The organism is Enterobacter sp. JBIWA005 (assembly GCF_019968805.1).
GTDB classification, from domain to species: domain Bacteria; phylum Pseudomonadota; class Gammaproteobacteria; order Enterobacterales; family Enterobacteriaceae; genus Enterobacter; species Enterobacter vonholyi.
Window position 1 is genome coordinate 3,414,043 of record NZ_CP074159.1, and the last position, 20,901, is coordinate 3,434,943.

At 57.5% G+C, this 20,901-nt stretch carries 17 protein-coding genes; 7 read left to right on the forward strand and 10 right to left on the reverse strand.

All coding sequences use genetic code 11. From position 1 onward, the window contains the following. Positions 1-119: 119 nt before the first annotated feature. Together tal and tkt are read left to right on the forward strand one after the other, a co-directional pair. Positions 120-1,070 carry a transaldolase gene (tal, locus tag KGP22_RS16155; RefSeq protein WP_223580139.1) on the forward strand — a complete coding sequence of 317 codons (951 nt, stop codon included), beginning with the start codon at positions 120-122 and terminating at the stop codon, positions 1,068-1,070. A gap of 19 nt (positions 1,071-1,089) precedes the next feature. Further along, on the forward strand, positions 1,090-3,078 hold the full coding sequence (gene tkt, locus KGP22_RS16160; protein WP_111965193.1) for a transketolase: 1,989 nt from the start codon (positions 1,090-1,092) through the stop codon (positions 3,076-3,078). A 42-nt stretch (positions 3,079-3,120) separates the two neighbouring features. Here the strand turns inward: tkt and KGP22_RS16165 are convergent, their stop codons facing one another. The 3 genes from KGP22_RS16165 to aegA form a co-directional block, all read right to left on the reverse strand. Beyond that, on the reverse strand, positions 3,121-4,164 hold the full coding sequence (locus tag KGP22_RS16165; RefSeq protein WP_111965192.1) for a DUF1176 domain-containing protein: 1,044 nt from the start codon (positions 4,162-4,164) through the stop codon (positions 3,121-3,123). A 101-nt stretch (positions 4,165-4,265) separates the two neighbouring features. After that, positions 4,266-4,859 carry a GDP-mannose pyrophosphatase NudK gene (gene nudK / locus KGP22_RS16170; protein ID WP_111965191.1) on the reverse strand — a complete coding sequence of 198 codons (594 nt, stop codon included), beginning with the start codon at positions 4,857-4,859 and terminating at the stop codon, positions 4,266-4,268. 66 nt (positions 4,860-4,925) lie between these two features. After that, positions 4,926-6,905 (reverse strand): formate-dependent uric acid utilization protein AegA, encoded by a 1,980-nt coding sequence (aegA, locus tag KGP22_RS16175; protein ID WP_223580141.1) that lies wholly within the window; start codon positions 6,903-6,905, stop codon positions 4,926-4,928. A 152-nt stretch (positions 6,906-7,057) separates the two neighbouring features. On the opposite strand from aegA, the gene narQ reads away from it, so the two are divergent. Both narQ and acrD read left to right on the forward strand, forming a co-directional pair. Then, positions 7,058-8,752 (forward strand): nitrate/nitrite two-component system sensor histidine kinase NarQ, encoded by a 1,695-nt coding sequence (gene narQ, locus KGP22_RS16180; protein WP_149366404.1) that lies wholly within the window; start codon positions 7,058-7,060, stop codon positions 8,750-8,752. 142 nt (positions 8,753-8,894) lie between these two features. Beyond that, positions 8,895-12,008 (forward strand): multidrug efflux RND transporter permease AcrD, encoded by a 3,114-nt coding sequence (gene acrD / locus KGP22_RS16185; RefSeq protein ID WP_149366403.1) that lies wholly within the window; start codon positions 8,895-8,897, stop codon positions 12,006-12,008. Between the two features lie 108 nt (positions 12,009-12,116). Here acrD and ypfM read toward each other — a convergent pair whose 3' ends face one another. Beyond that, a complete protein-coding gene (gene ypfM, locus KGP22_RS16190; protein ID WP_015572204.1) occupies positions 12,117-12,176 on the reverse strand; it encodes a protein YpfM in 60 nt (19 codons plus the stop codon). A 387-nt stretch (positions 12,177-12,563) separates the two neighbouring features. Between ypfM and KGP22_RS16195 the strand changes: the two genes are divergently transcribed. Genes KGP22_RS16195 through KGP22_RS16205 form a run of 3 tightly spaced genes read left to right on the forward strand, consistent with a single transcriptional unit; the run spans position 12,564 to position 14,274 of the window. After that, the gene (locus KGP22_RS16195) at positions 12,564-12,914 is read left to right on the forward strand and encodes an ArsC family reductase (RefSeq protein WP_111965187.1); all 351 of its coding nucleotides are present in this window, start codon (positions 12,564-12,566) and stop codon (positions 12,912-12,914) included. Between the two features lie 10 nt (positions 12,915-12,924). After that, a complete protein-coding gene (dapE, locus tag KGP22_RS16200; protein ID WP_223580144.1) occupies positions 12,925-14,052 on the forward strand; it encodes a succinyl-diaminopimelate desuccinylase in 1,128 nt (375 codons plus the stop codon). Positions 14,053-14,076: 24 nt separating this feature from the next. Continuing rightward, positions 14,077-14,274 (forward strand): YpfN family protein, encoded by a 198-nt coding sequence (locus KGP22_RS16205; protein WP_008501627.1) that lies wholly within the window; start codon positions 14,077-14,079, stop codon positions 14,272-14,274. A 38-nt stretch (positions 14,275-14,312) separates the two neighbouring features. On the opposite strand, the gene ypfH is transcribed toward KGP22_RS16205, so the two are convergent. The 6 genes from ypfH to dapA all read right to left on the reverse strand — a co-directional run bounded on the left by ypfH (position 14,313) and on the right by dapA (position 20,768). After that, complete coding sequence (gene ypfH, locus KGP22_RS16210) at positions 14,313-15,008, reverse strand: esterase (RefSeq protein WP_223580146.1); 696 nt, start codon at positions 15,006-15,008, stop codon at positions 14,313-14,315. Positions 15,009-15,081: 73 nt separating this feature from the next. Then, positions 15,082-17,028: a GNAT family N-acetyltransferase gene (locus KGP22_RS16215; protein WP_223580148.1), complete on the reverse strand. Its 1,947-nt coding sequence runs from the start codon at positions 17,026-17,028 to the stop codon at positions 15,082-15,084. Next, a complete protein-coding gene (locus KGP22_RS16220) occupies positions 17,028-17,894 on the reverse strand; it encodes a neutral zinc metallopeptidase (protein WP_223580151.1) in 867 nt (288 codons plus the stop codon). The genes KGP22_RS16215 and KGP22_RS16220 overlap by 1 nt, the downstream gene beginning before the upstream one ends. Positions 17,895-18,014: 120 nt before the next feature. Then, entirely contained in the window at positions 18,015-18,728 is a 714-nt protein-coding gene (gene purC / locus KGP22_RS16225; protein ID WP_008501631.1) for a phosphoribosylaminoimidazolesuccinocarboxamide synthase, read from the reverse strand. A 110-nt stretch (positions 18,729-18,838) separates the two neighbouring features. Then, positions 18,839-19,873 carry an outer membrane protein assembly factor BamC gene (gene bamC / locus KGP22_RS16230; protein ID WP_111965182.1) on the reverse strand — a complete coding sequence of 345 codons (1,035 nt, stop codon included), beginning with the start codon at positions 19,871-19,873 and terminating at the stop codon, positions 18,839-18,841. Between the two features lie 16 nt (positions 19,874-19,889). Then, a complete protein-coding gene (gene dapA, locus KGP22_RS16235) occupies positions 19,890-20,768 on the reverse strand; it encodes a 4-hydroxy-tetrahydrodipicolinate synthase (RefSeq protein ID WP_008501633.1) in 879 nt (292 codons plus the stop codon). Positions 20,769-20,901: the final 133 nt, after the last annotated feature.

Genomic DNA, 20,901 nt, shown 5'->3' on the forward strand with positions numbered 1-20,901 from the left:
GTCTCAAAAGCAATGCCTCCCCTGTCTGCTATGCTTTTTTGTTAAGTCCATCATGATTTTTTCAGAAGTGTGAACTAACGCACTCATCTAACTCTTTTATTTCCAAGGAGTAATCATTTATGAACCAGCTAGACGGCATCAAACAATTCACCACGGTGGTGGCAGACAGCGGCGATATTGAGTCGATTCGCCACTATCAGCCGGAGGACGCGACCACCAACCCTTCGCTACTGCTCAAGGCAGCCGGGCTTACCCATTTTAGTCATCTGATTGATGACGCCATTGCCTACGGTAAACAGCGCGGGAAGACGCAGGAGCAGCAGGTCGCCGAAGCCAGCGACAAGCTGGCAGTTAATTTTGGTGCGGAAATTCTTAAAAGCATCCCGGGCCGCGTCTCGACCGAAGTCGACGCCCGCCTCTCTTTCGATAAAGAAAAGAGCATCAACAAGGCGCGTCGCCTCGTGGAACTGTACGAGGAACAGGGGATCGATAAATCACGCATTCTGATCAAGCTCGCCTCCACCTGGGAAGGCATCCGAGCGGCAGAGGTACTGGAAAAAGAGGGCATCCACTGCAACCTGACGCTGCTGTTCTCGTTTGCCCAGGCGCGCGCCTGTGCCGAAGCGGGCGTGTTCCTCGTCTCGCCGTTTGTCGGGCGCATCTACGACTGGTACCTGGCGAAACAGCCGATGGATCCGTACGTGGTGGATGAGGATCCGGGCGTGAAATCGGTCCGTAATATCTACGACTACTACAAGCAGCACCGCTACGAAACCATCGTGATGGGTGCCAGCTTCCGCCGTACCGAGCAGATCCTCGCCCTGGCAGGCTGCGACCGCCTGACAATTTCACCCAATCTGCTCCAGGAGCTACAGGACAAAGAAGAAACGGTGATCCGCAAGCTGGTGCCGACCTCCACCGTTCTGCCAAAACCGAAAGCCATGACCGAAGCGGAGTTCCGCTGGGAGCACAACCAGGACGCCATGGCCGTGGAAAAACTGGCGGACGGTATCCGCCAGTTCGCCGTTGACCAGCGCAAACTAGAAGATCTTCTCGCCGCCAAACTTTAACCTTGCCACGGAGTGAACTATGTCCCGTAAAGAGCTAGCCAATGCCATCCGCGCCCTCAGCATGGATGCCGTGCAGAAAGCCAATTCCGGCCACCCCGGCGCGCCGATGGGCATGGCTGATATTGCCGAAGTACTGTGGAACGACTTTCTGAAGCACAACCCCAATGACCCCACCTGGTACGATCGCGACCGCTTTATTCTCTCCAACGGTCACGCCTCAATGCTGCTCTACAGCCTGTTGCACCTTTCCGGCTACGATCTGCCGCTTGAGGAGCTGAAAAACTTTCGCCAGCTGCACTCCAAAACCCCGGGGCACCCGGAGATCGGCTATACGCCAGGAGTGGAGACCACCACCGGGCCGCTCGGCCAGGGGCTGGCAAATGCGGTCGGGCTGGCGATTGCCGAACGCACGCTGGCGGCACAGTTCAACCAGCCGGACCACGAGATTGTCGATCACTACACCTACGTGTTTATGGGTGACGGCTGTCTGATGGAGGGGATCTCCCATGAGGTCTGCTCCCTGGCGGGCACCCTGGGGCTCGGCAAGCTGATCGGGTTCTACGATCACAACGGAATCTCCATCGACGGGGAAACCGAAGGCTGGTTTACCGACGACACGGCAAAACGCTTCGAAGCCTACCACTGGCACGTGGTGCATGAGATCGACGGTCACGACCCAGAAGCGGTGAAAAAAGCGATTCAGGAAGCGCAAAGCGTGAAGGACAAACCGTCCCTGATTATCTGCCGCACCACGATCGGCTTCGGCTCGCCGAACAAGGCGGGTAAAGAAGAGGCGCACGGCGCGGCGCTGGGCGAGGAGGAAGTGGCGCTGACCCGGCAGAAGCTGGGCTGGAAACATCCGCCGTTTGAGATCCCGAAAGAGATCTACCGGGCATGGGATGCCCGCGAAGAGGGTGAGAAAGCGCAGCACGCATGGAACGATAAATTTGCCGCCTACAAAAAAGCGCATCCTGAACTGGCAGCCGAGTTTTCCCGCCGCATGAGCGGCGGCCTGCCGGAAGACTGGGACGATAAAACCCAGGCGCTGATTGAAAATCTGCAGTCCAACCCGGCGAAAATCGCCACCCGTAAGGCGTCGCAAAATACCCTGAATGCAATCGGCCCTCTTCTGCCCGAACTGCTCGGCGGATCGGCGGATCTGGCGCCGAGTAACCTGACCATCTGGTCGGGATCGAAATCGCTGAAAGAGGATATCGCCGGGAACTATATCCACTACGGCGTGCGCGAGTTCGGGATGACCGCGATTGCCAACGGCATCGCCCATCACGGCGGCTTCGTGCCCTACACCGCCACCTTCCTGATGTTCGTCGAGTACGCCCGTAACGCGGCGCGCATGGCAGCGCTGATGAAGGCGCGGCAGATTATGGTCTATACCCACGACTCCATCGGTCTGGGAGAAGATGGCCCCACCCACCAGGCGGTTGAACAGCTGGCGAGCCTGCGCCTGACGCCGAACTTCAGCACGTGGCGTCCCTGCGATCAGGTCGAAGCTGCGGTGGGCTGGAAGCTGGCGGTAGAACGCCATAACGGCCCGACTGCACTGATTCTGTCACGACAGAACCTGGCGCAGATCGAGCGTACTCCGGAGCAGGTGAAAAACATCGCCCGCGGCGGCTACATCCTCAAGGACAGCGGCGGCAAGCCGGACGTGATCCTGATTGCCACCGGCTCCGAGGTGGAAATCACGGTGAAAGCGGCGGAGAAACTGACCGCCGAAGGTCACGCTGTGCGCGTGGTGTCCCTGCCTTCTACGGATATTTTCGATGCCCAGGACGAGGCGTACCGCGAATCGGTACTGCCCTCAAACGTCGCAGCGCGCGTGGCGGTGGAAGCCGGTATCGCCGACTACTGGTACAAATATGTGGGTCTGAAAGGGGCGATTGTCGGCATGAGGGGCTACGGTGAGTCCGCCCCCGCCGACAAGCTGTTCCCGTACTTCGGCTTTACCGTTGAGAACGTGGTTGAGAAGGCGTTGAGCGTGCTGTAGCGCTGTCTGCGTGCCCGGTGGCGCTACGCTTACCGGGCAAAACTAGCGCGTGATCCAGAGCGTGGGCCAGGCATCTGGCCCGTTCCAGTTATCACAGCTGGGCTCCTCGGCGTAGCGCACCAGGCGGAATCGCTGTCCGTCAAAACGCCAGCGCGTCTGGACTCCGCAATCGCCCAAACCGCGCCCCAGCGCCAGCGTTGTCAGCTCGCGCGTCTTTTCATCGAAGCTGGCGTTCATCAACTCCATTTCGCTCCCGTCGCCTGACGGCGTAAACGGCAGACGAAGCCTGACGCTGCGTGCGGTGAACGGTTTTTTACGTGATACCAGCCACGCCAGATCGACCGTGTTATAGGCCCCCGCCTCGCAGCTGACGATCAGCAGCGCTTTCTCATCGGTTAACGCGGTGACGCGCACTTCCCGGCGGTTAGGATCCAGCGAGCACTGGCTGCTGTTCATCCGTCCGGTACCATAGTCCAGCAGGTCGTTCAGTTCGGCGTGGGAGAGTGGCGTCGGGGTCGGATTGACGACCGCCACCTTTTTTAAGGCGGGTGCAGGCGGAACGCTTAACGGCGGATCGTCACCTTTCTTGATCCACGCGGTTTCGCTGCCGACGCGCTTTTGCTGCGCATCAATGAACAGTAGCGCGGCCTTAAGCCCGGTCAGTGAAATGACCTGCTTACCGCCGCGCAGAGTCAGGGCCTTCCCTTCCTGGATATTTTTCAGAAAGGCGGTGATGGTGGCCGCATCGTCCGTTTTCAGATGCCATGGCGTGAGCTGCCAGCGCTGTTTGTCCAGCTTCAGAGGAACGCTATCCAGCAGCAGCCGGGGGGCAATCTCTGGCTCTTTGATCGAGGGAGTATCAAGACCGCCAAGATCGATACGCAGAGTGGCATCCGTTTTCGCCCCGGCGCTACGGGTGAGCGTCATGACCAGACCACGGTGTTCACCCGTGTTGCGGGCAAGGCAAAAGTTCTGGTTATTGCAGGTTACCTGCCAGTCAGAGAAGGCTTGCTGCGCAGGTGCAGCCCGCACCTGCGGTGCGAGGAGCACACAAAACAGGTAAAACAAAAAGACGCTGTAGCGCATGAATGACACAGTCCCGGAACGAAAACGCTTAACTGGGCAGTATCTTCGTGTTCCCGGCGGGGTTGCTCAATCGGATTTATCAGATATACCCGAAAAATGCACTACATCCGCTCGAAAGCAGCGTTCATCAACCCGGTCGTCTGTAAATACTGCAGTAATATCACTGCCTTACCATCCCTGATTTCGCCTGAACGCATCATCTCCAGCGCCCGGGTAAAAGGAAGCTCCAGCACTTCAATATCTTCATCCTCTACGCCACCGCCCCGGTGCGTGCGCTGGGCGTCGCTGTATTCGGCAATGAAGAAATGCACAATTTCCGTTACGCCGCCCGGAGACATAAACAGCTCGAAGACCTTTTTGACCTCACCCACTTCGAAGCCGGTTTCTTCCACGGCCTCTTTGCGGATACAAACTTCCGGCTCATCGTCATCAAGCAGGCCCGCGCAGGTTTCAATCAAACGTCCATCAGGGTTGCCATTAACCCATGTCGCCACCCTGAACTGACGGATTAGCACCACGCTCTGCTTGTCACGGTTATAGAGCAGAATGGTCGCTCCGTTGCCGCGGTCGTAGACCTCGCGTTTGTGGCGGATAACCTCACCGTTGCTACGTGTAAGATCATAGGTGATGTTACGCAGGACAAAGTAGTTTTCAGAGAGAATTTTGTCTTTGATAACGTCAATTTTCAGGGTCATACGGGCTCCACAGCACAATGAGTCGTCCTATACTACGCCGTGAATCCCGCTTTGTCGCCCGCAGGTTTAATGATGTTTTGGCGCGTTAACCCCAAGCCAGTCGAGGATCCCTTGCGCGGCATGGCGCCCTTCCGCCATTGCGGTTACCACCAGATCCGCGCCGCGTACCGCATCGCCCCCGGCGAAGATCTGCGGGTTGGTCGTCTGGTAACGGTAGCGGCTCTCGACCGAGGCCACGATCCGCCCCCTGTCATCCGTTTCGACACCCTGCGCCTGCAGCCACGGCATCGCGTGCGGGTTAAAACCAAACGCCATGATGACCGCATCCGCGGCCATCACAAACTCGCTGCCCGCCACCGGAACCGGTCGCCGCCGTCCCTGCGCATCCGGCTCTCCGAGCTCGGTACGCAGCATCCGGATACCGTTGACCTTTCCGTTCGGATCCAGCGTCAGCTCAACCGGCTGGACGTTAAATTCAAACGCCGCCCCCTCTTCTCTGGCGTTCTTCACCTCTTTCTTCGAGCCCGGCATGTTGGCCTCATCCCGGCGATAGGCGCAGGTCACCTTCGCCGCACCGTGGCGTAACGCAGTTCGGACGCAGTCCATCGCGGTATCGCCCCCACCAAGCACCACCACGTTTAAGCCATGGGTGTCGATGTATGGTTCGCTGGCCGTTGCCTCCAGCCCCATAACATGGCGCGTGTTGCCCACCAGGAAAGGCAGCGCGTCGTAGACACCTGGCGCGTCTTCATGTGGGATACCCGCCTTCATCGAGCGATAGGTTCCCACGCCAATAAACAGGGCGTCGTAATCGTTCTTTAACTGCGACATCGACACGTCCTGGCCCACCTCGCAGTTAAGCTCGAAGCGGATCCCCATCGCGGTAAATATCTCTCTGCGCCGCGCGAGCAGCGATTTGTCCAGCTTGAACGCCGGGATGCCGAAGGTCAGCAATCCGCCAATTTCCGGGTGCCGGTCATAGACCGTCACGCTCACGCCGCGGCGCGCCAGCACGTCGGCGCACGCCAGCCCGGCAGGCCCCGCGCCGACGATCGCGACGCGTTTACCTGACGGCGTGACGGCGGACATATCCGGCCGCCAGCCCATCGCCAGCGCCCGATCGGAGATATAGCGCTCGATGTTGCCGATGGTCACGGATCCTGCCTCTTCACGTATTGTGCAGGCACCCTCGCATAATCGATCCTGCGGGCAGACGCGGCCGGTAATTTCAGGTAAACAGTTAGTCTGATGAGAAAGCTCGGCCGCGCCGGCGATATCTCCCGCGTTGAGGCGCTCGATCCACTGCGGAATGTGGTTGTGCAGCGGGCAGGTCCACTCGCAAATGCTGTGCTCTCCGCATTTCAGGCAGCGCGACGCCTCGCGAACGGCCTGTTCGGCCCGGAACGGTAGGTAAATTTCGTTAAAATGGCCCACGCGTTCTGCAGCAGCCAGCTTGTCGGGCTCGCCGCGCGGCACCGTCGCCTGCATCTGCTGCAGTTTGGTACGCGGCGCGTCCACGCCGACGGCCTCCGAATCATGCCAGGGCTGCGCCTCCAGGCAGGCCGTGCGCTGTCGGCGTGATTTCGCCAGCTTATCCAGCACGGCAGACGTCGCCAGGGAGAGGACATCCGCCGGGCAATTTTCGATACAGGCCGGGCCGTGTGGACGCGTCAGGCAGAGATCGCATTTATTCGCCGAAGCCTTCACGCTGCCGTTGTCGAGCGGGGTGACGATAATCTCCATCGTGCCAAACGGGCAGGCCACCACGCAGGCCTTACAGCCGATGCATTTTTGTTGATTCACCTGTACGCTGTCATCGCATTTGCTGATGGCGCCGTTCGGGCAGCTTTGCGCGCAGGGCGCGTTTTCGCAATGATGACAGGTCACGGGGCGGCTTTTCTCGCCAGCTCTCAGGACCGTGATACGCGGATGAAAATGGCGCTCGCTCAGGACATGCTGCTCATCGTTGTGCGCCATCACGCAGGCCACTTCGCAGGCGTGACACCCAATGCACTGCTGGCTGTTAGCCATAATAAAACGATTCATAACCACACCTGTTTTTGGTTCAATAACCTTTCTCTTTATAAGAGTATGGTATTTACGCATCACGGTGCGATCGGGCAACGTTCAAATGCCTGAAGCGCCCAATTATTTCCAGTGAACCTGTGGCAGATCAATTTTATTCAGAGAGCCGTTCTGTGACCGTTAAACGACCCGTTTCCGGAAGCCTTGCCTGGGCTTTCTTTTCGATCATAGCCCTGTCCGTTCTGACCAGCACCGTCGCGCTGCTGACGCTGGCAAGCAGCCAGCGTGATGCCGAAGCCATCAATATCGCCGGTTCGCTGCGCATGCAGAGCTATCGCATGGGTTACGAGATGCAGCGCAACAGCCCTTCTCTTGCGGCACATCGCGAGAGCTGGCAACAGACGCTCGGCGCGCCTGCCCTGCAAAAGCTGAACCGCTGGTACGTCCCCGACAATGTTAAAGCACGATATCAGCAGCTTCATGTGGCCTGGCAGGAGATGGATGCGCGCATCGCCCGCGGCGACAGCGCGTGGTATCAACGCAATATTGAAGATTTTGTCGGCCGCATTGATGCCTTTGTGCTCGCCCTGCAGCACTACACTGAACATAAAATTCAGACGGTCACCCTGCTCTCGCTGGCTGGCGCACTCGGGATCCTGCTGCTGACGCTGTTTACCCTGCGACGCATCCGCCGCCAGGTGGTGCTACCGCTGAATAACCTGGTGGCGGCCAGCGAACGCATTGAGCGCGGCGAGTTTGCCACGCCTGCGCCGGATAGCGCCCTGCCGAACGAGCTGGGCCAGCTTTCGCGCGCCTTTAACCACATGTCAGCCGAGCTGGATACGCTCTACCGTTCTCTCGAAGCCTCGGTCGCTGAAAAGACGCGACATTTGCATGAAGCCCACCAGCAGCTCGACATGTTGTTCAAGTGCTCTCAGGCGCTGAATACCGGCCAGATAGACAGCCACTGCTTCCGGCATATCCTGCAGATTGTCCATGACTATACGCAGATGAATTATCTGGAACTGCGCACCAGCGACGACTGGCGGCTGTGTGAAGGGACGGAGGCACATGGCACTCCTCTGCAAAACCTGCCGGTACTGATGCAGGATACCCTTTACGGCGAGCTGCGCTGGCAAAGCGAGACGGACAGCGTCCCCCTTCCGCTGATGAGAAGCGTGGCGACCATGCTCGGGCGCGGGCTGTACTTTAACCAGGCGCAAAAGCACTACCAGCAGCTGCTCCTGATGGAAGAGCGCGCCACCATTGCCCGCGAACTGCACGATTCGCTGGCGCAGGTGCTGTCGTATCTACGCATTCAGCTTGCGCTGCTCAAACGCGCCGTGCCCGAGGAAAATACCCCGGCGCAGACCATTATCACCGACTTCTCCCGCGAGCTGAACAATGCCTGGCAGCAGCTGCGCGAGTTGCTGACCACCTTCCGCCTGACGCTGAACCACGCGAACTTACCCGCGGCGCTGCAGGAGTCCCTCGACGTGCTGCAGAGCCAGACGCAGGCGAAACTGCATCTCGACTGCCGCCTCTCCTCGCTGGCGCTCGACGCGCAAAAGCAGGTGCACCTGTTACAGATCGTGCGTGAGGCGGTGTTGAATGCCATTAAGCACGCGCAGGCCAGCGAGATCACCGTAAGCTGCGTGACCTCAGTGGACGGGACGCACAGCGTCAGCATTCGTGACAACGGCATTGGGATTGGCGAGGCCAGCGAGCCGCCGGGACATTACGGCCTGAATATTATGCGCGAACGCGCGCAACGGCTCGGCGGGATGCTGCACTTCTCGCAGCCGCAAAACGGCGGCACGCTGGTCAGCGTGACGTTTCCGGCGCCCACGCCGTTAACGGGTAAATAACGGTAAAGAGGGAAGCGCAGGGAAAAGCGCATGATAATTTACATTATCTCCTTTATTTCTCCACGTTTGACCTGGGCCTTACCGCTAAAGTTATGCGGGCAATAAACAATAATGACGTGCAGCAAAACGAGGTCACACTTTCATGGCGAATTTTTTTATCGATCGCCCCATTTTTGCCTGGGTGCTTGCCATCCTGTTGTGTCTGACAGGCGTCCTGGCGATTACTTCACTTCCCGTTGAGCAATACCCCGACCTGGCTCCGCCGAACGTGCGCGTCACCGCAAACTACCCCGGCGCGTCGGCACAGACGCTGGAAAATACCGTCACGCAGGTTATCGAGCAGAACATGACGGGTCTGGATAACCTGATGTACATGTCCTCGCAGAGTAGCGCCACGGGACAGGCGACGGTGACCCTGAGCTTCAAGGCGGGCACCGACCCGGACGAAGCGGTGCAGCAGGTCCAAAACCAGCTGCAGTCGGCCATGCGCAAGCTGCCCCAGGCGGTGCAGAACCAGGGCGTAACCGTGCGTAAAACCGGTGATACCAACATATTGACCATCGCGTTTGTCTCGACAGATAGCTCAATGGATAAACAGGACATCGCGGACTACGTCGCCAGTAATATTCAGGATCCCATCAGCCGGATTAACGGCGTCGGGGATATTGACGCCTACGGCTCACAATACTCCATGCGCATCTGGCTCGATCCCAACAAGCTCAACAGCTATCAGATGACGGCGACCGACGTAACGAATGCCATCAAAGCCCAGAACGCCCAGATTGCGGTGGGACAGCTGGGGGGAACGCCTTCCGTTGATAAGCAAGCCTTGAACGCCACCATCAATTCGCAATCCCTGCTGCAGACGCCGGACCAGTTCCGCAATATCACCCTGCGCGTGAATCAGGACGGGTCGGAAGTGCGTCTGGGCGATGTCGCCACGGTGGAAATGGGGGCCGAAAAATACGACTACCTTAGCCGCTTTAACGGCAATCAGGCTTCCGGTTTGGGGATTAAACTGGCCTCCGGCGCGAACGAAATGGCGACGGCAAAACTGGTGTTAGACCGTCTGGACGAGCTTTCACAGTATTTCCCGCACGGGCTGGAGTACAAAGTCGCCTATGAAACCACCTCCTTCGTTAAAGCCTCCATTGAGGACGTGGTGAAGACCCTGCTGGAAGCCATCGCGCTGGTGTTCCTGGTCATGTACCTGTTCCTGCAAAATTTCCGCGCGACGCTGATCCCCACCATTGCAGTCCCCGTGGTGCTGCTTGGGACCTTTGCGGTGCTTTACGCGTTCGGGTATAGCATTAATACCCTGACGATGTTTGCGATGGTGCTGGCAATCGGCCTGCTGGTGGATGATGCCATCGTCGTGGTTGAAAACGTCGAGCGCATCATGAGCGAAGAAGGGCTCTCTCCGCGCCAGGCGACGCGTAAATCCATGGGTCAAATTCAGGGGGCGCTAGTCGGTATCGCGATGGTACTGTCGGCTGTCTTTATCCCGATGGCCTTCTTTGGCGGCACCACCGGGGCGATTTATCGCCAGTTCTCGATCACCATCGTCTCGGCGATGGTGCTCTCCGTGCTGGTCGCGCTGATCCTCACCCCCGCGCTGTGCGCCACCCTGCTGAAACCGCTGCATAAAGGGGAGCATCACGGGCAGAAAGGGTTCTTCGGCTGGTTTAACCGCATGTTCGACCGCAACGCCGCGCGGTATGAATCTGCCGTTGGGCGTGTACTCCACCGCAGCCTGCGCTGGATGATGGTTTACGTCGTGCTGCTGGGCGGGATGGTGTGGCTGTTCCTGCACCTGCCCACCTCGTTCCTGCCGATGGAAGACCGGGGGATGTTCACCACCTCGGTGCAGCTGCCGAGCGGCGCAACGCAGCAGCAGACGCTGAAAGTGGTCCAGAAAGTGGAGCAGTATTTCTTTACTAAAGAGAAAGATAACGTCGTATCCGTCTTCTCTACCGTCGGTTCCGGGCCGGGCGGGAACGGGCAGAACGTCGCCCGCATGTTCGTCCGCCTGAAGGACTGGGACGAGCGCGATACCAGAACGGGAACATCATTTGCCATCATTGAACGCGCGACCAAAGCCTTCGCGCACATCAAAGAAGCGCGCGTCTTTGCCAGTAGCCCGCCGGCAATCAGCGGCCTTGGCAGTTCCGCCGGGTTTGACATGGAGCTGCAGGATCACGCCGGTGCGGGACACACGGCGCTGATGGCGGCACGCGATAAGCTGTTAGCGCTGGCGGGCAACGATCCCGGCCTGACCCGCGTTCGCCATAACGGTCTGGATGACAGCCCGCAGCTTCAGGTGGATATCGATCAGCGTAAGGCGCAGGCGCTGGGCGTGTCGATCAACGATATCAACGATACCCTGCAAACGGCGTGGGGCTCGAGCTATGTGAATGACTTTATGGATCGCGGCCGCGTGAAAAAAGTCTATGTCCAGTCCGCCGCGCCGTTCCGCATGCTGCCGGATGATATAAACCGCTGGTTTGTCAGGAATAACGCTGGCGGCATGGTGCCGTTCTCTGCCTTTGCGACTTCGCACTGGGAGAGCGGATCGCCACGCCTGGAGCGCTATAACGGCTACTCTGCGGTTGAAATCGTCGGGGAAGCCGCGCCGGGCGTCAGCACCGGTACCGCCATGGACACTATGGAAAAACTGGTGCAACAGCTGCCCGCCGGTTTTGGTCTGGAGTGGACGGCCATGTCTTACCAGGAGCGCCTCTCCGGGGCACAGGCTCCCGCACTTTACGCACTCTCTCTGCTGGTGGTCTTCCTCTGCCTCGCCGCCCTGTATGAAAGCTGGTCGGTCCCGTTCTCCGTCATGCTGGTCGTGCCCCTTGGCGTCATTGGTGCCCTGCTCGCGACCTGGATGCGCGGTCTGGAGAACGATGTTTACTTCCAGGTGGGTCTGCTCACCGTGATTGGGCTGTCGGCGAAAAACGCCATTCTGATCGTTGAGTTTGCCAACGAGATGAATGCCAAAGGCCACGAGCTGATGGCGGCCACGCTGCACGCCTGCCGTCAGCGCTTACGCCCGATCCTGATGACGTCACTGGCGTTTGTCTTTGGCGTACTGCCGATGGCAACCAGTACGGGAGCAGGCTCCAGCAGCCAGCATGCCGTCGGGACGGGGGTCATGGGCGGCATGATTTCGGCCACCATCCTGGCCATTTATTTCGTTCCGCTATTCTTTGTGCTCGTGCGTCGTCGCTTCCCGCTAAAGGAACGTGCTGAGTAAGTGATTGAAATAAAAAAGGCGGCTTTATCGGCCGCCTTTTTATTGTGTGATTAATTCACACTATGGTTATTTTACTTATTTTAGTGCTCTTGCAATTCTTACTGAATGTCATTTACGAAGCATGCCTTCGATAAAATCTTTCCAGTTCCCCAGTTCACGTTCAATCATAACTACCTCTCTTATTATTATGCGCATTCTACAAAAACGGGCCATCATTGTGAAGACTATTTAACCAATTGCTGTGATTGTACCCCACGTCCTGCGGGGATTTATGATAAATATGAACGGTGAGACCTCAATTTTTTGTGACGGCCAGCAATATTTTGAAATAACCCTACGGATGGGTGAGTTTTATTTTATTTGCTGAGTTTATTGGGTTTTTAAAGTTTATGGACATCTATGCTTAAATGGTGAAAGAATATTCAGCGTACAGATGTGAGTTGAATTAATATAAAGTATAAATCCAGACGATTCCTGAATGTGTTATATTCCACTTAAGGATATATCTTCGAATTTACTGAACATTTAATCATCATAAGGTCAAAAGGATTCACCATGGTTGTGATGTACGGCATTAAAAATTGCGACACCATCAAAAAAGCCCGCCGATGGCTGGAAGCTAACAGCGTGGAGTACCGCTTCCACGATTACCGCGCCGATGGGCTTGATGCAGAATTTCTGCATAGCGCTATCCGCGAACTGGGCTGGGAAGCTCTGCTGAACACACGCGGTACCACATGGCGTAAACTGGACGAATCTCTGCGCGCCAGCATCAAAGATGCCGACAGCGCGGCAAAACTGATGCTCGAGATGCCGGCAATTATCAAACGCCCATTGCTCTGCGCGCCAGGGCAGCCTATGCTGCTGGGTTTCAGTGAAACCCTTTATTCCGACTTTTTTCGTTGAGGTGTAGTTTATGTCATGCCCGGTCATTGAGCTGACTCAGCAGCTTATTCGCCGTCCTTCCCTTAGCCCGGACGACGCAGGTTGTCAGGCTCTTATGATTGAACGCCTGCGAGCCATCGGTTTTACCGTTGAACGCATGGATTTTGGCGATACCCAGAACTTCTGGGCGTGGCGCGGTCAGGGCGAAACGCTGGCCTTCGCCGGGCATACTGACGTCGTTCCCGCCGGTGACGCGGACCGCTGGATTAACCCACCGTTTGAACCGACCATTCGCGACGGCATGCTGTTTGGTCGCGGCGCGGCAGACATGAAAGGCTCTCTGGCGGCGATGGTCGTGGCGGCAGAGCGCTTTGTGGCGCAGCATCCCAACCACAAAAACCGCCTCGCGTTTTTGGTAACCTCCGACGAAGAAGCCAGCGCGCACAACGGTACCGTGAAGGTTGTTGAAGCGCTGATGGCACGCAACGAGCGTCTCGACTACTGCCTGGTCGGTGAGCCGTCCAGCACCGAAGTGGTGGGTGACGTCGTCAAAAACGGACGCCGTGGCTCGCTGACCTGTAACCTGACCATTCACGGCGTTCAGGGGCACGTTGCGTATCCGCATCTGGCCGATAACCCGGTCCACCGCGCCGCGCCAATGCTGAACGAGCTGGTGAGCATCGAGTGGGACAAAGGCAACGAGTTCTTCCCGCCGACCAGCATGCAGATTGCGAACGTCAAGGCCGGGACCGGCAGCAATAACGTGATCCCGGGGGATTACTTCGTCCAGTTCAACTTCCGCTTCAGCACTGAGCTGACCGATGAGATGATCAAGGCGCGCGTTGTTGCCCTGCTGGAAAAATATCAACTGCGCTACACCGTGGAGTGGTGGCTTTCCGGCCAGCCGTTCCTGACGCAGCGCGGCAAACTGGTGGATGCGGTGGTGAACGCCATCGAGCACTATAATGAAATTAAGCCACAGCTGCTGACAACGGGTGGCACCTCAGACGGACGCTTTATCGCCCGTATGGGTGCACAGGTTGTCGAACTGGGGCCAGTGAACGCAACCATTCATAAAATAAATGAGTGTGTCAATGCGGCAGATTTGCAACTGCTGGCCCGTATGTATCAACGTATTATGGAGCAAATCGTCGCCTGACGAACGCTCTGAGAGGAATAGCGAATGGATTGGCTTTCAAAGTACTGGTGGGTTCTGGTGTTGGTTTTTCTGGTCGGCGTACTGCTTAACGTGATTAAAGACCTTAAGCGCGTGGACCATAAAAAATTTCTCGCCAACAAACCGGATCTTCCCCCGCACCGTGATTTCAACGACAAGTGGGACGATGATGACGACTGGCCGAAGAAAGACCAGAAGAAGTAACCGGTCTGTATCCCCTCTCCTGTGGAGAGGGGATAACCTCACATAAACTCAACAATATCATCATTATCCGGCTTACCGCCGCTGAGCGCTTCATCAAAGTAGTGCTTCGGTACGGTATAGCGCAAACGATCGAGCGCAAACTGCATGCTGCGGTCGTCAATCGCGTGGCCCAGATCGTCAACGATATCCAGCGTCACATCTCCGCCTTCGCGAATCAACGCTTCCTGCGCGTCAACCGCATGCGAGAGCTCAATCACCCGGTCTTCACCGCCGTGGATTAAGTGGATCGTGGTTTGCGTGGTCGCGCTCGTCGGTAACGTCGCAAAACGGCCGTTAAACGCAATCACCCGTGACACCAGACCCGGGTGCGCCTTTACGCTTTCCAGCGACATGATTGACCCCTGCGAGAAGCCAATCAGCGCGGTGGCATCGGCTCCTACACCGCTCTGCTGCTGCCAGTAGCGGACGACCTCGATAAAGGTCGGCATGATGGCGTCAATGCGCGCCTGACGGTTCTCTTCCGTCACGCCCTGAACCGAGAACCACTGGCGCCCGTTCGGGCCGCATGGCTCTACGCCACCGATGCTGACAATCAGCGCTTCGGGGAAAACGGGCGCAAACCAGCTGCCAATCTGCCCCATATTGACGGCATTATCGCCAACCCCATGAAACAGAAGCAGTAACTGTTTAGCCGGTTTGTCAGGGCTTTGAACAACAAAATGATCGTGTTTCATGGTGGTCTCCTTAATAGATGACCTGGATTCTACGCCTCCCGACGTGAATGACCATGCCACTTTACTGAAGAAGTCATTGAAAAAATTGCCATTGCAAAATGTCATCTTTCAACTGCTGGCAGCGGGGATAATCAAGGCTTTCAAGCGCTTGCGCGGTTTCACTGCGCAGCTTTGCCAGCAACGCTTTTCGCCCGACGTCTTCCGTTTTTCCTGCCATTTTCCCACGCAGGGCCGGAAGCGGCATGTCCACGGCTAACAACAGCCGCGTCAGCGCGGCAACCGAGGTTGAAAACGCCCGATGTGCAAAAGCAAACCCCGCCAGCTCCAGCCAGTCGTCACTATTAAGGGTAGCTTCCCATCGGTCTTCCACGGGGATCTTTTCACCGTTCCAGGCAGACAGGACGCGCATATCCCGGCACAAACGCTGATGTTCCTGCGCGCACAGCCGACGCCCTGCCTCGCTAAGCGGCAGCAGCGCCATCGCCGTGTAGCAGCCGCTGCTGGCTTCACGATGGCTGCCCATCCGCACCAGCACAAAGCCGCACTGCTGCCAGAAATGCCAAAGTTCATCGGTGTAACCAAAGCTCACCGACAGATAATCTTCGCCGCAGGCGCTGCGAACAAGCGCCTGGCCAATCCCTTCCCGCTGACGGCGAGGGTGCACGGCAATGCGGGTCACCCGCCGTCCTCTGAGCGTCGCCGCCAGCGGAGAGCCGCCGTGTGCCGCCAGAGACTGCGCCACCAGGTTCCCGCGCGGACGCCGGAACCCCGCCCACACGGCGCGGCTAAGCTCAGGGGACAGCCCGCCCTCCTCTACCAGCCATAGCGCCCCGGCGATAACCGTGTTCGTTTCGGCAACGGCAAACTGCTGCCCGGGCGCGTCCATCATGCGGCGCAAATCGAGCGGCGAGGTGCGGTAATGCGCCGCGCAGAGGAGCTCATACACGCTCGCGGCAAGCGCCGGGCGGCTTTCCCATGCCGTCGGCGCCAGAGACGTTAAATGCACCTCTCCTTCCGGGCGACGGTCGATCAGCGTATCGTCAAACAGCAGCGCACTGGCGACGATCCGCTCAAGCGGGCAGCCCGCCGCCCAGCGCACAGGTGTAGATAAGCTGTAGCGCTGCAGCCCGGCAAACCGACCGCAGAATTTAAGCAAAAATCCCCGGCCCGTCCCTTCATAGCCCTGCACCGTGGTGGTCAACAGCACGCGGGGGAAACGGGCAACTAACTTTTCCAGCAGAGGTCCGGGGATCGCAGCGGCTTCATCAACAATCAGCCAGTCTGCCTGGCGCGAAGAGGCAAGCAGCGCGTCCGGGGCCATAAAATGAAAACGCTCTCCGGCAAAGCGGGCGATGATATCCGTTGCCCCCTTCGACGGCGCGGTAACCACGGCGCTGCCAGCAATGCGGCTCAGCAACATTCCTGCCAGGGCTGATTTTCCGCGCCCGCGCGCGGCGGTGACGGTCACGATGCCACCCGACATCCCCTGCAGCACATCCAGGATCTCAGCCTGCTCGCGCTGCGGGGCGCCGCTGGCAGGCTGCCAGTCTGGCGCGCCGGGTAAAGGCGGAAGGGATAACGCGCGGCCCTGAAGCCAGACAATCGCGTCGGGATCGGCTGCAATCGTCCGGGAGAAATGGTGGACAAAATGCGGCGTGGCTATTGCTTCCGCGCTGTCGCTCCAGCGCAGTGAATCGCTATCTGGCAACCCGGCCCACGCGTCGAGTGGCGGAACCCGTAGCACCAGAAGGCTTCCGGCACTCAGCGTTCCGCTCAGGGCGGCAAACGCGGCGACATCAAACCCGGCGCTGGCGTCAAAAACAGCATGCCGGAACTCGCGTCCCAGCAGGCCGCTGATGGCTTTTGAAGGGTGTTCGTCAAGCCTTACCCAGTCTCCGGGCAAGGCAGCACGCAGGGCAAGCGCCTGGGTTAACGTCCACTGCGCCTCGCCGCTGAGCACCACCAGCCGACGATGGCCGGTGCGCTCAAGCTCGCGTATCAGCTGTTCAAACGCCAGCATTACATCGCTTTGCCGAAGGTATTACACTGCGCCGGGTCGCCGCTATCGAAGCCGCGTTTGAACCAGCTGTAGCGCTGCTGTGAGGTACCGTGAGTAAAGCTGTCCGGCACGACGCGCCCCTGGCTCTGCTGCTGAAGACGGTCGTCACCGATAGCCTGAGCGGCGTTTAACGCCTCTTCAAGATCGCCGGATTCCAGAACGCCCTGCTGCTGCATGCTGTGGCCCCAGACGCCCGCGAAGCAGTCCGCCTGCAGCTCCATTTTGACGGACAGTCGGTTAACTTCTGCCTGCGAGGCATTTTGCTGCAGCTGGCGCACCTTAGGCTCAATCCCCAGCAGCTTTTGCACGTGATGGCCGACTTCATGCGCGATAACGTAGCCCTGGGCAAAATCACCGTCAGCGCCAAGCTTGCGTTTCATGTCATCGTAAAAGGAGAGATCGATATAGACGGTGCCGTCTGCCGGGCAGTAGAACGGACCCATCACGGACTGTCCGGTGCCGCATCCGGTGCGGGTTGCGCCCCGGTACATCACCAGCTTCGGCTGCTGGTAGGTACGCCCCATCTTCTCAAACAGCTGACCCCAGGTGTCTTCCGTTGTGGCGAGGATAACGGAGGTAAATTTGGCCGCTTCATCTTCATTCGGGCTGATGGAGTGCTGAGATTGCTGCTGTTGCAGCGGCTGACCGGTCATCAACCCTGTGAGGTCAACGCCGTAATAACCCGCGACTAAAACCACAATCAGCAGGATGATGCCGCCCTTACCGCTGGGTAACCGGAAGCCGGGTCCACCCATTGAAGGACCGCCGCCGCCATAACTGCGTCTGTCTTCTACATTGTCACTTTCACGACGCCCTTGCCAGCGCATAACCACCTCTAACTATTCCATTTATAATAGCTATGATCGTAGGCGGTTAACGGCAAGATTACCATAGGAAACAAAGGTAAGACGCCAAAGGATGCGAACATCCTTTGGCAAGTGAGGGAGTTAGTCGAGCTTAACGCCTAAACGGTGAGCAACCGCTTCGTACGCTTCAATCAGGCCACCCAGGCTCTGGCGAAAACGGTCTTTGTCCATTTTATCCAGCGTTTCTTTATCCCACAGGCGGCTACCGTCTGGTGAGAACTCATCGCCCAGCACCACTTCGCCTTTGAACAGACCAAACTCCAGCTTGAAGTCGACGAGGATCAGGCCCGCGTCATCAAACAGTTTTTTCAGCACGTCGTTGGCTTTGTAGGTCAGCTCTTTCATGCGCGCCAGGTTCTCTTTGTTCACCCAGCCGAAGGTTTCGCAGTAGGAATCATTGACCATCGGATCGTGCATGGCATCGTTTTTCAGGAACAGGTCGAACAGCGGTGGATTCAGTTCGATACCTTCTTCAATGCCGAGACGCTTCACCAGGGAGCCCGCCGCACGGTTACGAATAACGCACTCAACCGGAACCATATCCAGTTTTTTCACCAGACATTCCGTATCGGACAGCAACGCTTCCATCTGGGTCGGGATACCCGCTTCGGCCAGTTTGGTCATAATGAAGTGGTTGAACTTGTTGTTCACCATGCCTTTACGATCGAACTGCTCAATGCGTGCGCCATCCCCTGCTGACGTATCATTGCGGAACTCGAGCACCAACAGATCCGGGTTTTCCGTGCTGTATACGGTCTTCGCTTTGCCACGATACAACTCAGCTTGCTTCTGCATCTTCATTACTCCTGGTGTGATGATTTGTGTTCAAAACTGGGGATATTATGCCACGCACACGTTTGCGTGGCACTAAAATAAAAAAGGGCTGGATTCACCAGCCCTCGTATTTATTTGCTGAATGCGGCCTGGAAGACAGCGACCAGCGCATCGTTCTGCGACTGGGTCAGCGTGTGACCTTTTGGATCGATAAACTGCAGACTGCTGCGGTTATCAAGGTCACCGACCTGAATTTTGTAGTCACCGGAGGCAAGCTGAGGATCTTTCGCACCCAGTTCCTGCCACGCGCTGTCGGAGAGCGGCTTATAGGTTGCCGTCATGCTGCCGGTTGAACGCGTGCTGTCGGTCACTTTCATGCCCACTTTTTCCAGCGTCGCTGGCAGACGTTGCCAGGTCTGGTTAAACGGTGCACGCACCACCAGCATTGGCAGGCCGGTATCATCCGCGCCGCTCTGAACATCGAAGGTCACACCGTTACGGCTCTGCGCAGCGTTGGCGGCATCGGTAGCGGTCTTATCCAGACCTGCGGCAATTACGTTCAACATTTCGGTACTGTAACGCTGCAGGGACGCGGCATCCGCAACCGGTTTACCAGCCTGCTCCAGGTTCAACAGCTTAACGTTGACCGCCTGCTGATAACCCTGTGGTTTAACGGAGACTTGATAGCGACCACGGTACTGCTGGTCTTCATCCAGACGGTTCCATTCGATCCAGTCGGTGGTTAACGTCTGGCTGGCGTCATCGCGTTTATCGATGGTGTAGTTCTTCGACTGAATGACGCTGACAACCTGCGGCCACAGATTGCTACCGCGCGCGCTCTCAACCATCAGAGACGCCGTATCACCGGTGAACTGGGTACGCGCCCCGCTAACCAGCGCCAGAGGCTGTGCTGGCGGACGAATATCAAGCGCTTTACCGACCAGGCCGCTGCCGTTGGTCACGGGAATATTATAATCGCCGTTCTGAATCGGCAGGATCATACCAGCCGGTGCGTGAAGTTCAGCAAGCGGGGTCGCATCCAGATAGGATTCATCACCGCTCACCTGGCGCTTGTAGCGCGAGTCTGAACTACAGGCAGCGAGCAGCATAACAAGCGAAACACTCGCAACCTTCGCCAGGCGCGACTTCTGTACTGAATAAGCCATCAAATCTCCCTAAACTCTACAGCAAACCGGCATGCTTCAGCGCAGCCCTGACGATATCACGACCGTGGTCGGTGATCGGTGTCATTGGCAGACGCAGCGTATCGGTTGCTACAAGACCCAACTCCTTGCATGCCCATTTCACTGGGATCGGATTGGGTTCGACAAATAATTTATTGTGCAGCGGCATCAGACGCTGATTAATGACGCGCGCTTCATCAAAATGACCTGCTGCGGCCAGTTTGCACATTTCAGCCATGTCGCGCGCCGCAACGTTTGCCGTTACGGAGATCACGCCATGGCCACCGAGCTGCATAAAGTCCAGCGCGGTCGCATCATCACCACTCAACAGGATAAAGTCGTCTGAAACCAGCTCTTTGATCTGATGAACGCGGCTTAAGTTCCCTGTCGCCTCTTTAATACCGATAATATTTTTTACTTCCGAGAGACGACCAACGGTTTCCGGCAGCATATCGCAACCGGTACGGGACGGCACATTATACAGAATTTGTGGCAAGTCAGTATGTTCAGCGATGGCTTTGAAGTGCTGGAACAAACCTTCCTGAGTAGGACGGTTGTAGTAAGGAGTCACCGTCAGACAGCCAACGATGCCGCTGTCGTTAAAACGTTTGGTCAGGCTGATAGCTTCTGCTGTTGCATTAGCCCCTGTGCCCGCGATGACCGGAATACGTCCGTCAGCCAGTTCCAGGGTCAGCATCACCACATCGCCGTGCTCGTCGTGGCTCAGCGTTGCGGATTCACCGGTAGTCCCTACCGAAACGATCGCCGAGGTTCCGTTGGCGACATGGTAATCAATGAGCTTCTTCATGCTTGACCGGCAGACATTACCTTTTTCATCCATCGGTGTAACAAGCGCGACAATACTTCCCGTGAACATGAGCCATCCTCTGTGCGAACAAGAGCCTCAATGTTACGTTTGGAACTGTAATAAAAGCAAGCGACCTGAGGCTCTCAGGCGGTTGTATGCATGTTTTTTTTATGCTTTCCTTAGGAAGACTTAACCATGCAAA

What these genes read in the sequence shown, in the direction of transcription:
- tal (WP_223580139.1), top strand. Translation starts at nt 120, where the DNA reads ATGAACCAGCTAGACGGCATCAAACAATTCACCACGGTGGTGGCAGAC.
- tkt (WP_111965193.1), top strand. Translation starts at nt 1,090, where the DNA reads ATGTCCCGTAAAGAGCTAGCCAATGCCATCCGCGCCCTCAGCATGGAT.
- KGP22_RS16165 (WP_111965192.1), bottom strand. Translation starts at nt 4,164, where the DNA reads ATGCGCTACAGCGTCTTTTTGTTTTACCTGTTTTGTGTGCTCCTCGCA.
- nudK (WP_111965191.1), bottom strand. Translation starts at nt 4,859, where the DNA reads ATGACCCTGAAAATTGACGTTATCAAAGACAAAATTCTCTCTGAAAAC.
- aegA (WP_223580141.1), bottom strand. Translation starts at nt 6,905, where the DNA reads ATGAATCGTTTTATTATGGCTAACAGCCAGCAGTGCATTGGGTGTCAC.
- acrD (WP_149366403.1), top strand. Translation starts at nt 8,895, where the DNA reads ATGGCGAATTTTTTTATCGATCGCCCCATTTTTGCCTGGGTGCTTGCC.
- KGP22_RS16195 (WP_111965187.1), top strand. Translation starts at nt 12,564, where the DNA reads ATGGTTGTGATGTACGGCATTAAAAATTGCGACACCATCAAAAAAGCC.
- dapE (WP_223580144.1), top strand. Translation starts at nt 12,925, where the DNA reads ATGTCATGCCCGGTCATTGAGCTGACTCAGCAGCTTATTCGCCGTCCT.
- KGP22_RS16205 (WP_008501627.1), top strand. Translation starts at nt 14,077, where the DNA reads ATGGATTGGCTTTCAAAGTACTGGTGGGTTCTGGTGTTGGTTTTTCTG.
- ypfH (WP_223580146.1), bottom strand. Translation starts at nt 15,008, where the DNA reads ATGAAACACGATCATTTTGTTGTTCAAAGCCCTGACAAACCGGCTAAA.
- KGP22_RS16215 (WP_223580148.1), bottom strand. Translation starts at nt 17,028, where the DNA reads ATGCTGGCGTTTGAACAGCTGATACGCGAGCTTGAGCGCACCGGCCAT.
- KGP22_RS16220 (WP_223580151.1), bottom strand. Translation starts at nt 17,894, where the DNA reads ATGCGCTGGCAAGGGCGTCGTGAAAGTGACAATGTAGAAGACAGACGC.
- purC (WP_008501631.1), bottom strand. Translation starts at nt 18,728, where the DNA reads ATGCAGAAGCAAGCTGAGTTGTATCGTGGCAAAGCGAAGACCGTATAC.
- bamC (WP_111965182.1), bottom strand. Translation starts at nt 19,873, where the DNA reads ATGGCTTATTCAGTACAGAAGTCGCGCCTGGCGAAGGTTGCGAGTGTT.
- dapA (WP_008501633.1), bottom strand. Translation starts at nt 20,768, where the DNA reads ATGTTCACGGGAAGTATTGTCGCGCTTGTTACACCGATGGATGAAAAA.